The organism is Streptococcus alactolyticus (assembly GCF_012277075.1).
GTDB lineage: Bacteria > Bacillota > Bacilli > Lactobacillales > Streptococcaceae > Streptococcus > Streptococcus alactolyticus.
Map to the genome: position 1 here is coordinate 69220 of NZ_JAAXMT010000004.1, position 13358 is coordinate 82577.

Consider the following 13358-nt stretch of genomic DNA (forward strand, 5'->3'; position numbering starts at 1 on the left):
GTGGGAAAAAAGATTAAAAAAATAAGCGTGGGTCCTTATGGTTACCTGGTTCCAAGTTTGCTTATTTTTGCCGTATTCCTATTTTATCCATTTTTCAAAACCATTTACCTAAGCTTTTTCAAGACCAATAAACTGGGTGAAGCCAAGTTATTTGTTGGTTTTGAAAACTACCAAAACTTGCTGCAATCGGATTCTTTCCGCAACAGTTTGGGCGTTACCTTGATTTTTGTGGCGATTGTTGTTCTTGGAGGAATGTTCCTGGGCTTGATTACCGCTCTACTATGCAACAAAGCTTTTCCTGGTATTCGTGCCTTTAGTACGGTTTACGCTTTGCCAATGGCGATTGCCTCAAGTTCGGCAGCCATGATTTTCCAAATCATGCTCCACCCAGCTGTCGGAATTGTGAATAAGCTTTTGGGCTTAGATATCAATTGGTTAAATGATCCTAATACAGCGCTTTACTGTGTGGCTTTCCTAACAGCTTGGCTAAATAGTGGGATTAACTTCCTGTATTTTTCAGCAGGACTTGGTAATATCGACGATAGCATCTACGAACGTGCCTCTCTTGATGGGGCAAGCCCGCTACAACAATTTTTCCACTTAACCTTACCAGGTTTGTCACCAATCATGTTTTATACCCTTGTGGTCAACATCATTCAAGCCTTCCAGTCATTTGGACAAATCAAAATCTTGACAGAAGGTGGGCCAAACGAAACAACCAACGTGATAGTGTACTCTATTTACCGTGATGCCTTCTTTAACTACAAGTTTGGTAGTGCAGCGGCACAATCGGTTATCTTATTTATCATTATCATGCTCATCACGCTTGTGATGTTCAAAGTTGAAAAGAAAGGAGTGAAATACTAATGGAACAAATGGGAGAAATGGAACTCTATTGTCAAGAAACGCTCACGCAAGAGCAAATTGTTGATATCAAGGAAACTATGCGTGCCAAGGCTCTAGCTAAGAAAAGGGCTAAAACAGGTTTTCGCTTGTTGACCAATATCGTGGTGGCTTTGATTATTTTGTTGCCGCTCTTGTACGCAGTAAGCATTGCCTTTATGCCATCTGGTGAGTTGTTTACCACTAAGCTAAACCTCTTCCCGAAAAATCCGACCCTTGATAACTTTAAAAATGCCATCACGCAAGTACCGTTGATGCGATTCATCCTGAATTCTTTCATCATTGCGAGTTGCATTACGGTTGGTCAGATTATTTCTTGCTCGCTGGCTGCCTTTGCCTTCTCGTTTTTAGAATTCAAAGGAAAAGGCATTCTCTTCATGATTGTCATGGCTACCATGATGGTGCCTGGAGAGGCAACTATTATCTCAAACTATTTAACCGTTGGTAAGCTTGGATTATTGGATACTTATCCTGTACTGATTGTCCCTTACTTGACGTCGGCGATGGGAATTTTCCTCTTCCGCCAATTCTATATGACTTTCCCTAAATCTTTGTATGAATCAGCTAAATTAGACGGTTGCTCTAACTTGACTTTTATCATCAAAATCTTGCTTCCTTTGACCAAACCAGCGATTGGTGCTATGGCGGTTTACACCTTCATCAACGCATGGAACCTTTATATGTGGCCATTGTTGGTAACAGGTTCTGAGTCAATGCGAACTGTTCAGATCGGGATTAGTATGTTAAATAGTGTGGATTCGCAATCTATCACTTTGATGATTGCTGGTGTTGTGATGATTATCATCCCATCTATCGCTATCTTTGTTGTTGGTCAAAAACAACTGATTCGTGGCCTTTTCTCAGGTGCCGTTAAAGGTTAAGAGAAAAGCATCCGACTTACTCAATTTAATGTGTTAATTAAAATTTTTTAAGGAGATATATAAACCTAATGAAGAAAAAAATCATGGCAGGGCTTCTTGCTACAACAATGACGCTTGGTACTTTGACTGGTTGTGGTAGCTCATCAACCTCATCAAGCAAAACGGACAACGTTGAAGTTGAAACCGTTGAAATGGCTGCAGCTAACGAAGTTAGCGGTACAGAAATCACTTTCTGGCATTCTATGGGTGGCTCTGTTGCCAAAGCAATGGACGAATTGGTGGACCGTTTCAACGAAGAAAACGAATACGGTATCACGGTTAACGCTCAATACCAAGGGGAATACGATGATTCGCTAAACAAATTGAAGAGTGCGCAAATCGGAAACATGGGAGCAGACCTTGTCCAAGTTTATGAAATTGGAACACGTTTCATGATTGAATCTGGTTGGACTGTTCCAATGCAAAACATGGTTGACGCTGATAACTACGACCTTTCTCAAATCGAGCCAAACTTGTCAGCTTACTACACTATTGATGACCAATTGTACTCAATGCCATTTAACTCATCAACACCAATCATGTACTACAACAAGGACATCTTTGACAAAGCTGGCATAACAGAAATTCCAGATAGCTTGGAAGAGCTTAGCGAAGTTGGTGGTCAATTGATGGAAAAAGGTGGCGCTGACCAAGTTATCTCTCTTGGTATTTATGGTTGGTTCTTCGAGCAATTCATCAGCAAACAAGGCCTTGATTACGCAAATAACGGCAACGGTCGTGAAGACATTGCCACAGCAGTTGCCTTTGACGAAAATGGAGCTGCTGAAAACATCCTTTCAATCTGGAAAGAATTGAACGACAAAGGTTATGCACCAAACGTTGGTCGTGGTGGCGATGCTGGTCTTGCTGACTTCTCATCAGGTAAATCAGCTATCACTCTTGGTTCAACAGCATCACTTAACCAAATCCTTCAAGACGTTAACGGTAAATTTGAAGTAGGAACAGCTTACTTCCCTAAAATCAGCTCATCTGACGAAGGTGGCGTATCAATCGGTGGTGCATCACTTTGGGCTTTGAACAACAACGATCCGAAAAAACTTCGTGCAACTTGGGAATTTGTTAAATTCTTGATCTCACCAGAATCACAAGCTTTCTGGAACGCTTCAACTGGTTACTTCCCTGTAACAGTAGCTGCCCACGAAGAGCAAGTCTTCAAAGACAACATTGCCAAATACCCGCAATTTGAAACTGCGATTGAGCAATTGCACGCTTCTTCACCTGAATATGCTGGTGCATTGCTAAGTGTATTCCCTGAAGCACGTTCTATTGTTGAAACAGAAATTGAAAAAACCATCAATGGTGAACAAAGTGTTGATGAAGCTGTTGAAAGCATGTCATCTTCAATCAACGACGCTATTGAAGAGTATAACCTTGTAAATGAATAATAGAGTGCTACAATAGAGTTATGAAGCAGGGCGGATGAGGTATTATCCCCCTGTTTCGTTTTTTATGAGCATTATTAAAGAATTGTTGGGAGTGAGAAAATGAAAACCGTTAGTATTTTTGCCCATAGAGGAGCCAGTCATCAGGCTCCTGAAAACACCCTTGAAGCCTTTCAAAAAGCCGTTGACCAAGGAGTTGATGGTATTGAATTAGACGTTCAAATGACCAAAGACCAAGTGCTTGTGGTTGCCCACGATGAGCAGTTGGAGCGTGTCAGCAATGGAAAAGGTTACCTAAAAGACCATACTTTACAAGAATTGCGCGCCTTGGATTTTTCATGTGGACACGATGAATACAGTCAGGTAAAGATTCCGACCTTGGCTGAAGTTTTGGAATTGGTCAAAGATAGCGACATTGTCCTTAATATTGAACTAAAGACGAGTTTGTTTTGGTACCCAGGTATCGAGGATGCCACGGTTCAATTGGTGCAAGAAAAAAGCATGGAAGACCGTGTGATTTATTCATCGTTTAACCATTATAGCATCCAAAAAATCAAGACCCTTGCCCCACAAGCCCAGACGGCCTATCTCTTTTTTGATGTCATTGTTGATGCAGAACATTACACGCTTAATGCTGGTGTGCCAGCCATTCATCCTTGTTTTTGCCAATTGCTCATGCCTGAGATTTTAGAGCGTTATAAGAATTCAGATGTGAAAGTGCGTGTCTGGACAGTGGATGAGCCACAGTTAATCAAGCAATTCATGGCAGCAGGAGTGGATGCCATCATTACCAATGAGCCAGAGTTAGCCTTGAAAATACGTCGTGAAATGGAGGAAAACAAATGTTAGGCAAGAAGAAATTATTCTTATTTGATATTGACGGTACGGTTTGTTTGGGTGACAAATTGATACCAGGGGTTAAACCTTTTTTACAAGACATCAAGCAAAGTGGTGGTCAATTTATTTTTGTTACCAATAACGCCACAAAAAGCGTTGCTGATTATGTGACCTTTTTCAAAGGACTGGGTGTGGCTTGTGATGAGGCCAATTTTATCACGGCTTCGTACGTGACGGTGTACTATTTAAAAACGCACTATCCTGACCAATTGATTTATGTTTTGGGAACAGATTCTTTACAAGAAGAACTCAAATGCAACGGTATTCGTGTGACAACGGATTGCCATGAAGAAGGCATTGCTTGCGTCCTTGTGTCTTATGATAATCAACTCACTTACGACAAATTAGTGGATGTTTGCTGGTTATTGACCAAGGCAGATGTGGATTATGTGGCAACTAATCCTGACATGGTCTGTCCTGTGGAATTTGGCTATGTACCAGATTGTGGAGCTATTTGTGAAATGATAGCCCATGCGGTCAAAAAAGAGCCTTACTATATCGGTAAACCTGAAACGGCTATGGTGGATTTTGCCTTAAAACAAAACCCTTACACCAAGGAAGAAACCATGTTGGTTGGTGATCGTTTGTACACCGATATTCGTTGTGGGAAAAAAGCAGGCGTGGATACGGTCTTGGTTTTGACAGGTGAAACCACTAATGCAGATGTTTCTGCGAGTGTCGAAAAACCCAATTACGTGGAAAATTCAGTAGCAACCTTGTACAAGAAATGGAAGAAAGACAGACAATACCTTCATCACAATGAAGAAAGTGAGGTTGGTTAAGACCAAATCCGCACCTAGCTTCCTAAAAAATTCGGTTTTTGTTAGCCTTTTTTTAATAAAATATGCTACAATAAAAGTAATTTATGTTTGGAGGAAACTATGGCTTTAGTAAAAATTGTCTATGCTAGCATGACAGGAAATACAGAAGAAATTGCTGATATTGTTGGAAATGCCTTTGAGTCACTAGGACATACCGTTGAAGTGGACGAATGCACAACTGTTGACGCAGCTGATTTTGAAGATGCCGATGTGGCTATCGTGGCATCATATACTTATGGTGATGGGGATTTACCAGATGAAATCGTTGATTTCTACGAAGACCTTGCTGATGTTGATTTGGCAGATAAAGTCTTTGGTGTGGTTGGTTCTGGTGATACCTTCTACGATTATTTCTGTAAAGCCGTTGATGACTTTGAAGCTCAGTTTGCTCTAACAGGAGCAACTAAAGGAGCTGAGTCTGTGAAGGTGGACTTGTCAGCTGATGATGAGGATATCCAAAAATTAGAGGCATTTGCGCAAGCTATTTCCCAAAAAGTCAATGGATAATAGATGAAAAGGGGTCTTCAGAAGACCTCTTTTTTACTGAAGGTGTCAGGATTCCCTTTTCATTAGATAAGGACTTATAGTATAATAAAAAGACAATAGTAAGCAATCTTATTGGGAAAGACTAATGATTTAAGGGTGAAACGATGAAAAAAGTGAAGTATGGCTATGATGAACTCCGCCGCTTCTTGGTGTTGTTTGGTGTGGTTCTAGTTCTAGGTTATTTTATTCTTTATGTGATTGGGCACTGGGAATTGCTGGTGCGTTTTTGGGAATCCAATTCGCAAGCTGAAATCAATCGAGTGATTTCCCAGCTTCGTCATAAGACTATTTTGAATTTTGTAGTCTTGGTTATTCTGACGGCTGTGACGGCGGCTATTCCATTTATGTCTAATGCCATTTTTGCCATTTTTAATGGGGTGGTTTATGGTCCTTATATCGGCTTTGGCATGAATTTGCTGGGAAATGTCTTGGGGAATTTTATCTTTATCAAGTTGCTCAATGTCGTGGATATCACCGATAGTGAAAACAAATTGAAAAAGCGTTTTAGTGGCATTCAAGCGCTAGAAAACAAGAATTATGGGATTATTTTAGGCTACATGATTCCTGTTGTACCAACGATTTTGATCAATTATCATGTAGCAGAAGAAAAGCTTCCTTGGCGCAAATGGCTGCTCTATGTTACCATTGGGGTGGCTCCGAGTAGTCTAATTTATGCCTTGGGTGGTGACGCTGTGATTGCTGGTAATGTCAGACGTTTGATTGTGCTTGGTGTGATTATCGCTCTTGGTTATGTCTTAGTAACCGTGATTAGACGCCGAAATAACAACAAAATGTAAAAGGAAAGTGCAGCTTAAAGAATGGTAAGAAAAACAATGATAGATTTAGATGTGACGCGCCAAAAAATTGATGCCATAGATGCAGACTTGGTGGCGCTTTTGGAAGAACGTATGCAACTAGTCAATGATGTCGTCGCTTACAAAAAAACGGTTGGCAAGCCAATCTTAGACACAAGCCGTGAACACGCCGTCCTTCAAAAAGTAGCCGATAGGGTTCAAGAAAAAGCGTTTGAGGATACGATTGTTAATACTTTTTCAGATATCATGAAACGTTCCCGCGACTACCAAGCCACACAAATAGACTAGACTATTTTGCTAAAAAAACTCTCGCGAAAATGGTTTCTATCTCTTTACACAACTTACCTTTTTTGCTAGAATAGTAAGAGTGTGTGATGGACACACGAAATATGGCTAATCCGCTGGGACAAGCACTTATGATTAGTAAGATAGGAGAAAAATAGAATGAATCCATTAATTCAAAGTTTGACTGAAAGTCAATTACGTACTGACATCCCTACATTCCACCCTGGTGATACTGTTCGTGTTCACGCGAAAGTTGTCGAAGGAAACCGCGAACGTGTCCAAATCTTCGAAGGTGTGGTTATTTCTCGTAAAGGTCAAGGGATCTCAGAAATGTACACAGTTCGTAAAATGTCAAGTGGTATCGGGGTAGAACGTACTTTCCCAGTTCATACACCACGTGTTGAAAAAATCGAAGTTGTTCGTCATGGTAAAGTGCGTCGTGCTAAACTTTACTACTTGCGTGCATTGCAAGGTAAAGCAGCTCGTATTAAAGAAATCCGTCGTTAATGAGCACTGCTATGTAACGAGAAAAATCTGTCCTCGGGACAGATTTTTTCATAACTCCCCTTAGTTCAATGGATATAACAACTCCCTCCTAAGGAGTAGTTGCTGGTTCGATTCCGGCAGGGGAGATCCACGTTTCTAAGGTAGCTGGTCATTTGGACGAAGACAGGTGACGAATTGGCATAAGAAAGGCGTTTTTCTCATATACGCCTTTTAAAGTTCTTCTGAGTTCAGCTATTTTTAGATAAGATGTTTTATAATAGAGACAAGTATTTTACCTAAAATACCTATCTCTATTGTGATGAAAAATGAAGGAAGTATCATGGCAAAAAGAAAGTATTCAATTGAAAGTCGTGTTGATTATTCGGTGATTTTACCCGTTTTTTTCCTGTTGTTGATTGGTTTGGTAGCCATTTACATTGCCACCTCAAATGACAGTCCCACTGCGGTGATGAAGGTCATGACGCAACAAGTGGTCTGGATACTTTTGGGTTGCGGTATTGCCTTTGTTGTCATGCTCTTTAGCACGGAATTTCTATGGAAAATCACGCCTTATCTATATGGTTTGGGTTTGGTTTTGATGGTTTTGCCCTTGATCTTTTACAGTCCAGCCTTGGTTGAATCCACAGGGGCTAAAAACTGGGTAACTATTGGATCGGTGACCTTATTTCAGCCGTCCGAATTTATGAAAGTGTCCTATATTTTGATGCTGTCGCGGTATTCCATTTGGTTCCGACAAAAATACAAGGAAGATTCCTTAGCAAATGACTGGAAATTATTGGGTGTCTTTGCCTTGATTACCTTGCCCGTCATGATTTTACTTGGCTTGCAAAAAGACTTAGGAACAGCCATGGTTTTTGCGGCTATTCTATCTGGTTTAGTGCTTTTATCAGGGATTTCTTGGTGGATTATCGCTCCTGTTTTGATCTTAGTGGTCCTATTGATCGGTGGTTTCTTGATGATCTTCCTGTTTCCGCACGGCAAAGATTTGTTGCATAGTTTGGGGATGGATACTTACCAAATTAACCGTATTTCTGCTTGGTTGGACCCATTCTCTTACGCGAGAACTATCGCCTATCAACAAACACAAGGAATGATTTCGATTGGTAGTGGTGGATTTGCCGGAAAAGGCTTTAACGTCATTGATTTATCGGTGCCTGTTCGTGAAAGTGATATGATTTTTACGGTTATTGCAGAGGACTTTGGTTTTCTTGGTAGTGTGGCTGTGCTTGGGCTTTACCTCTTATTGATTTACCGTATGATTCACGTTATTTTTGAGTCAAATAACCGTTTTTACTCTTACATTGCGACTGGTTTTATCATGATGATTTTGTTCCACATTTTTGAAAATATCGGTGCTGCGCTAGGCATTTTGCCTTTGACAGGGATTCCATTGCCTTTTATCTCTCAAGGGGGGTCATCGCTCATCACCAATCTAATCTGTGTGGGCTTGATTTTGTCGATGAGTTACCAAAATAACCTGCACCGAGAAGAAGAAATGCGAAAACATTTTAGACGCAGTGATCGCTATTAAAAAAGTTGGGGAAACCCAGCTTTTTTTATGAAAACATTCCTTGAAAACGACATGGATTCTACTATAAAAATTGTCTAAAATGTGATATAATAAACATATGAATTATCGTGATTATATATGGGATTTGGGAGGTACGTTGCTCGATAATTATGAAATATCGACACAAGCTTTCGTAGATACCCTCAAAACATTTGGAAAACAAGCCTCACACGACGAGGTGTACAGTAAATTAAAGGAGTCAACGGACGCTGCTATTGCCCGATTTATCCCTGATCAACCTCAGTTTTTAAAGGCATACAAGGAAAAAGAGGCTGAACTGTTGGAGTCGCCTATTTTATTTCCTGGAGCGCGTGAGGTCTTGCAGGCTATTGTGGCTGATGGCGGGCGAAATTTCTTGGTGTCTCACCGCAACAAGTTAGTGCTGGACATTTTGAAAAAGACCCAGCTCTTGCCCTATTTCACAGAAGTGGTGACCTCAGAAAGTGGTTTTGCCCGTAAGCCTAATCCAGAGTCCATGTTGTACCTCAAGAAAAAGTATGATATCAAGGACGCTTTGGTTATTGGTGATCGTGATATTGATAGGCAAGCTGGTCAGGCGGCAGGCTTTGATACGTTATTAGTTGATGGGACCAAGTCCCTAATGGAGATAGTGAAATAATGACGGAAGAAACGAAAAATTTATCAGAATTAGCAAAGGAATATGATGCGAGCCAAATCCAAGTTTTAGAAGGCTTGGAAGCTGTTCGTATGCGACCAGGGATGTACATTGGTTCGACCTCAAAAGAAGGTCTGCATCACTTGGTTTGGGAGATTGTTGACAATTCGATTGACGAAGCTCTAGCAGGCTTTGCCACGCACATCGAAGTCTTTATCGAAAAAGACAATTCCATCACTGTTGTGGATGACGGTCGTGGGATTCCTGTTGACATTCAAGAAAAAACAGGACGTCCAGCCGTTGAAACCGTCTTTACGGTCTTACACGCCGGTGGTAAATTTGGCGGCGGAGGCTATAAGGTTTCAGGTGGTTTGCACGGGGTTGGTTCATCTGTTGTTAATGCTTTATCAACACAGCTAGATGTTTCTGTCTATCGTGATGGGCATATCTATTACCAAGAGTATTTCAAAGGGCAGGTTCAGGACGATTTGAAGGTTGTCGGCGAAACGGATCGCCACGGAACAACCGTTCATTTCACACCAGACCCTAAGATCTTTACAGAAACGACGACTTTTGATTTTGACAAATTAGCCAAACGTATCCAAGAGTTGGCTTTCTTAAACAAAGGCTTGCGGATTTCCATCACCGATCGACGCGAAGAGCTAGAGCAGGAAAAACATTTCCATTACGAAGGTGGTATTTCAAGTTATGTTGCCTTCATCAATGAAAATAAAGACGTGATTTTCCCAACACCGATCTACACTTCAGGTGAAATGGATGGTATTTCGGTTGAAGTGGCCATGCAATACACAACTGGTTACCACGAAACGGTCATGAGCTTTGCCAATAATATTCATACCCATGAGGGTGGAACTCACGAACAAGGTTTCCGAACAGCTTTGACGCGTGTGATTAATGATTACGCTCGCCAAAACAAGCTCATTAAGGAAAAAGAGGACAATTTGACAGGTGAAGATGTCCGTGAAGGCTTGACTGCCGTGATTTCGGTCAAACACCCAAACCCACAATTTGAAGGGCAAACCAAAACTAAGCTGGGCAATTCAGAAGTGGTGAAAATCACCAACCGTTTGTTCAGCGAAGCTTTTGGACGTTTCTTGTTAGAAAATCCTCAGATTGCCAAGAAAATCGTTGAAAAAGGGATTTTGGCTTCCAAAGCTCGCATTGCAGCAAAACGAGCTCGTGAAGTGACCCGTAAGAAATCAGGGCTTGAAATCTCAAACCTTCCTGGCAAATTGGCAGATTGCTCGTCAAACGACCCATCAATGAATGAATTGTTTATCGTTGAGGGGGATTCAGCCGGTGGTTCTGCCAAATCAGGCCGTAACCGTGAACACCAAGCCATTTTGCCAATTCGTGGTAAAATTTTGAATGTGGAAAAAGCCAGCATGGATAAAATTTTAGCCAACGAAGAAATTCGCAGCTTGTTTACAGCTATGGGAACTGGTTTTGGGGCTGATTTTGATGTGTCAAAAGCTCGTTATCACAAATTGGTTATCATGACCGATGCCGATGTTGACGGTGCCCACATTCGTACCTTGCTTTTGACCTTGATTTACCGCTTTATGCGTCCTATTTTGGAGGCTGGCTATGTCTATATTGCTCAACCACCAATTTATGGGGTCAAAGTGGGAAGTGAAATTAAAGAATACATCCAGCCTGGTGCCAATCAGGAAGCCGAATTGCAAGCAGCGATGGAGCGTTATAAAGAAGGACGCTCTAAACCAACGGTTCAGCGTTACAAAGGGTTAGGAGAGATGGACGATCATCAGCTTTGGGAAACAACAATGGATCCAGAAAACCGATTGATGGCAAGGGTTTCTGTTGATGATGCCGCTGAAGCAGATAAAATTTTCGATATGCTGATGGGAGATCGAGTGGAACCTCGTCGAGTTTTCATTGAAGAAAATGCGGTCTATAGCACGCTTGATTTTTAATGAGAAAGATGAGTAAAAAATGCTGCATACTCTCTTTAAGTATGTTATAATCGTAATGTTATAGATATTTTACGATAAAAAGACAATTTATAAGGAGTTTTAAATGTCGAGCGGAATTATATTACTGCTTGTGGCAATTGTTTTAATCATCATCATTGCTTACTTAGTCGGTGTGGTTGTGCGCAAGCGAAATGATTCATTGATTGCAACTTTAGAAGAAAAGAAGCAGTCCTTATTTGCTTTACCGGTCAACGATGAAATTGAAGCTGTTAAGAGCCTTCATTTGATTGGTCAAAGTCAGACAACTTTTCGTGAATGGAATCAAAAATGGGTAGATCTTTCTCTCAATTCTTTTTCTGATATTGAAAATCATATCTTTGAAGCTGAAAATCTTAACAACAGCTTTAAATTCATCAAAGCCAAACATGAGATTGACAACGTTGAAAGCCAATTGAACGTCATCGAAGAAGACATCAATGCCATTCGTGAGGCTCTCTCAGTCTTGAAAGAACAAGAAGAGAAAAACAGTGCTCGTGTCAAACACGCTTTGGATTTATACGAAACCCTTCAAGCTTCTATCTCGGAAAAAGAGGACAATTTTGGTTCTACGATGCCTGAGATTGACAAGCAATTGAAAAATATCGAAACCGAGTTTTCTCAATTTGTCACATTGAACTCAACAGGGGATCCCGTTGAGGCTTCTGAAGTTTTGGATCGTGCTGAAGAGCATACCATTGCACTTGGTCAAATTTCAGAACAAATCCCAGCAATTGTTGCGAAACTAGAAGATGATTTTCCTGATCAAATGGATGACTTGGAACAAGGTTATCGCCGTTTGCTAGAGCAAAATTATCACTTTGCTGAAAAAGATATCGAAACCCGTTTCCAAGAAATCCGCGATGCCATTCGTGCCAACTCTTCAGAGTTAGTCACACTTGATTTGGACCGTGCTCGTAATGAAAATGAACGTATTCAAAGCAAGATCGACACCATGTATGAGTTGTTTGAACGCGAAATTGCAGCGCATAAATTGGCTTTGAAAGACAGCAAGATTATTCCAGATTATTTGGCACACGCAAAAGCCAACAACGACAAGTTGGAAAATGAAATCAAACGCCTATCCCATAAATATATTTTAGGGGATAGCGACAGTTTGAGTCTTCGTTCATTTGCTCAAAAATTAGAAGAAATTGATCTTGAAGTGATGCCAATTGTTGAAGCCTTTGGTACACAAGAACGTCCATTTACTGAGTTGCAATTGATTTTTGACAAGACTTTGAAAACCCTTGACTCTGTTGAAGAAGGTCAAATGGAAGTCTTTGAACAAGTCAAAAACATTGAAGAAATCGAAACAGTGGCTCGTCAAAAACTGGAAAAATACATCAATCGTTTGCACATGATCAAACGTTATATGGAAAAACGCAATTTGCCAGGTATTCCACAAGATTTCTTGAGTACTTTCTTCACGACAAGTTCTCAATTAGAAGCCTTGATTAGTGAATTGAGTCGTGGACGTATTGACATTGATGCTGTGGCTCGTCTGACAGATGTTGCAACAGCTGCCATTGCCAATCTTGAAGAAGCAACTTACCAAGTCGTGCAAAATGCAACATTGACTGAGCAACTCTTACAATATTCAAACCGTTACCGTAGCTTTGAACCAAGCGTTCAAAATAGTTTCGAACACGCGTTGAAATTGTTTGAAGTGGATAATGATTACCAAGCGTCATTTGATGAAATTTCATATGCTCTTGAAACTGTTGAACCAGGTGTTACAGACCGCTTCGTTTCATCATATGAAAAAACACGTGAACAAATTCGTTTTTAATCAGCTAAGAAGGCCATATGGTCTTCTTCTTTTTTTGTCTAAAATTGTATAAATATAAAAAATCTTATTTTAAGCTTGCTATTTTTAGAATTTTCTTGTAAAATATTTTTAAATCATAGTAAAGCGATGATAGAAAAAGCCCAAGACAACAGACAGAGAGTGCTCGGTGGTGAGAAGAGTGTGCAATCCTTGGGTGACACATTCTTGAGCGCGTGTGCGAACTCAGCAGATAGTAGTGCACGACGGGCGGATTCACGTTACGAATCAGAAGTCACGTACTTCATGAGAACAG

Annotated in this window: 13 protein-coding genes and 1 tRNA gene; all 14 read left to right on the forward strand. The window is 40.7% G+C overall.

Features of this window, described 5'->3' with window-relative positions; all coding sequences use genetic code 11:
- The 14 genes from HFK82_RS01495 to ezrA all read left to right on the forward strand — a co-directional run bounded on the left by HFK82_RS01495 (position 1) and on the right by ezrA (position 13066).
- Entirely contained in the window at positions 1-867 is an 867-nt protein-coding gene (locus HFK82_RS01495) for a carbohydrate ABC transporter permease (RefSeq protein ID WP_168260543.1), read from the forward strand.
- Entirely contained in the window at positions 867-1784 is a 918-nt protein-coding gene (locus tag HFK82_RS01500; protein ID WP_168260544.1) for a carbohydrate ABC transporter permease, read from the forward strand. The genes HFK82_RS01495 and HFK82_RS01500 overlap by 1 nt, the downstream gene beginning before the upstream one ends.
- A gap of 68 nt (positions 1785-1852) precedes the next feature.
- Positions 1853-3229: an ABC transporter substrate-binding protein gene (locus HFK82_RS01505; protein WP_168260545.1), complete on the forward strand. Its 1377-nt coding sequence runs from the start codon at positions 1853-1855 to the stop codon at positions 3227-3229.
- A gap of 99 nt (positions 3230-3328) precedes the next feature.
- Positions 3329-4075, forward strand: a complete 747-nt coding sequence (locus HFK82_RS01510; protein WP_168260546.1) for a glycerophosphodiester phosphodiesterase — start codon at positions 3329-3331, stop codon at positions 4073-4075.
- On the forward strand, positions 4069-4905 hold the full coding sequence (locus HFK82_RS01515; protein WP_168260547.1) for an HAD-IIA family hydrolase: 837 nt from the start codon (positions 4069-4071) through the stop codon (positions 4903-4905). The genes HFK82_RS01510 and HFK82_RS01515 overlap by 7 nt, the downstream gene beginning before the upstream one ends.
- 99 nt (positions 4906-5004) lie before the next feature.
- On the forward strand, positions 5005-5451 hold the full coding sequence (locus HFK82_RS01520; protein WP_154454218.1) for a flavodoxin: 447 nt from the start codon (positions 5005-5007) through the stop codon (positions 5449-5451).
- A 143-nt stretch (positions 5452-5594) separates the two neighbouring features.
- Positions 5595-6287, forward strand: coding sequence for a TVP38/TMEM64 family protein (locus HFK82_RS01525; protein WP_168260548.1), 693 nt, complete (start codon positions 5595-5597; stop codon positions 6285-6287).
- Between the two features lie 39 nt (positions 6288-6326).
- A complete protein-coding gene (locus HFK82_RS01530) occupies positions 6327-6593 on the forward strand; it encodes a chorismate mutase (RefSeq protein WP_167829248.1) in 267 nt (88 codons plus the stop codon).
- A gap of 156 nt (positions 6594-6749) precedes the next feature.
- Positions 6750-7097, forward strand: a complete 348-nt coding sequence (rplS, locus tag HFK82_RS01535) for a 50S ribosomal protein L19 (RefSeq protein ID WP_168260549.1) — start codon at positions 6750-6752, stop codon at positions 7095-7097.
- Positions 7098-7151: 54 nt separating this feature from the next.
- Positions 7152-7223: transfer RNA gene (locus HFK82_RS01540), tRNA-Arg, on the forward strand.
- 193 nt (positions 7224-7416) lie between these two features.
- A complete protein-coding gene (locus tag HFK82_RS01545; RefSeq protein ID WP_168260550.1) occupies positions 7417-8628 on the forward strand; it encodes an FtsW/RodA/SpoVE family cell cycle protein in 1212 nt (403 codons plus the stop codon).
- A gap of 97 nt (positions 8629-8725) precedes the next feature.
- On the forward strand, positions 8726-9286 hold the full coding sequence (locus HFK82_RS01550) for an HAD-IA family hydrolase (RefSeq protein ID WP_168260551.1): 561 nt from the start codon (positions 8726-8728) through the stop codon (positions 9284-9286).
- Positions 9286-11238, forward strand: coding sequence for a DNA topoisomerase (ATP-hydrolyzing) subunit B (gyrB, locus tag HFK82_RS01555; protein WP_168260552.1), 1953 nt, complete (start codon positions 9286-9288; stop codon positions 11236-11238). The genes HFK82_RS01550 and gyrB overlap by 1 nt, the downstream gene beginning before the upstream one ends.
- Positions 11239-11341: 103 nt before the next feature.
- On the forward strand, positions 11342-13066 hold the full coding sequence (gene ezrA, locus HFK82_RS01560) for a septation ring formation regulator EzrA (protein ID WP_168260553.1): 1725 nt from the start codon (positions 11342-11344) through the stop codon (positions 13064-13066).
- The last annotated feature ends 292 nt before the right edge of the window (positions 13067-13358 follow it).

Excerpts from the sequence above, each read along its gene's own strand:
- HFK82_RS01500 (WP_168260544.1), top strand. The coding sequence starts at position 867 with ATGGAACAAATGGGAGAAATGGAACTCTATTGTCAAGAAACGCTCACG.
- HFK82_RS01505 (WP_168260545.1), top strand. The coding sequence starts at position 1,853 with ATGAAGAAAAAAATCATGGCAGGGCTTCTTGCTACAACAATGACGCTT.
- HFK82_RS01510 (WP_168260546.1), top strand. The coding sequence starts at position 3,329 with ATGAAAACCGTTAGTATTTTTGCCCATAGAGGAGCCAGTCATCAGGCT.
- HFK82_RS01515 (WP_168260547.1), top strand. The coding sequence starts at position 4,069 with ATGTTAGGCAAGAAGAAATTATTCTTATTTGATATTGACGGTACGGTT.
- HFK82_RS01520 (WP_154454218.1), top strand. The coding sequence starts at position 5,005 with ATGGCTTTAGTAAAAATTGTCTATGCTAGCATGACAGGAAATACAGAA.
- HFK82_RS01525 (WP_168260548.1), top strand. The coding sequence starts at position 5,595 with ATGAAAAAAGTGAAGTATGGCTATGATGAACTCCGCCGCTTCTTGGTG.
- rplS (WP_168260549.1), top strand. The coding sequence starts at position 6,750 with ATGAATCCATTAATTCAAAGTTTGACTGAAAGTCAATTACGTACTGAC.
- HFK82_RS01545 (WP_168260550.1), top strand. The coding sequence starts at position 7,417 with ATGGCAAAAAGAAAGTATTCAATTGAAAGTCGTGTTGATTATTCGGTG.
- HFK82_RS01550 (WP_168260551.1), top strand. The coding sequence starts at position 8,726 with ATGAATTATCGTGATTATATATGGGATTTGGGAGGTACGTTGCTCGAT.
- gyrB (WP_168260552.1), top strand. The coding sequence starts at position 9,286 with ATGACGGAAGAAACGAAAAATTTATCAGAATTAGCAAAGGAATATGAT.
- ezrA (WP_168260553.1), top strand. The coding sequence starts at position 11,342 with ATGTCGAGCGGAATTATATTACTGCTTGTGGCAATTGTTTTAATCATC.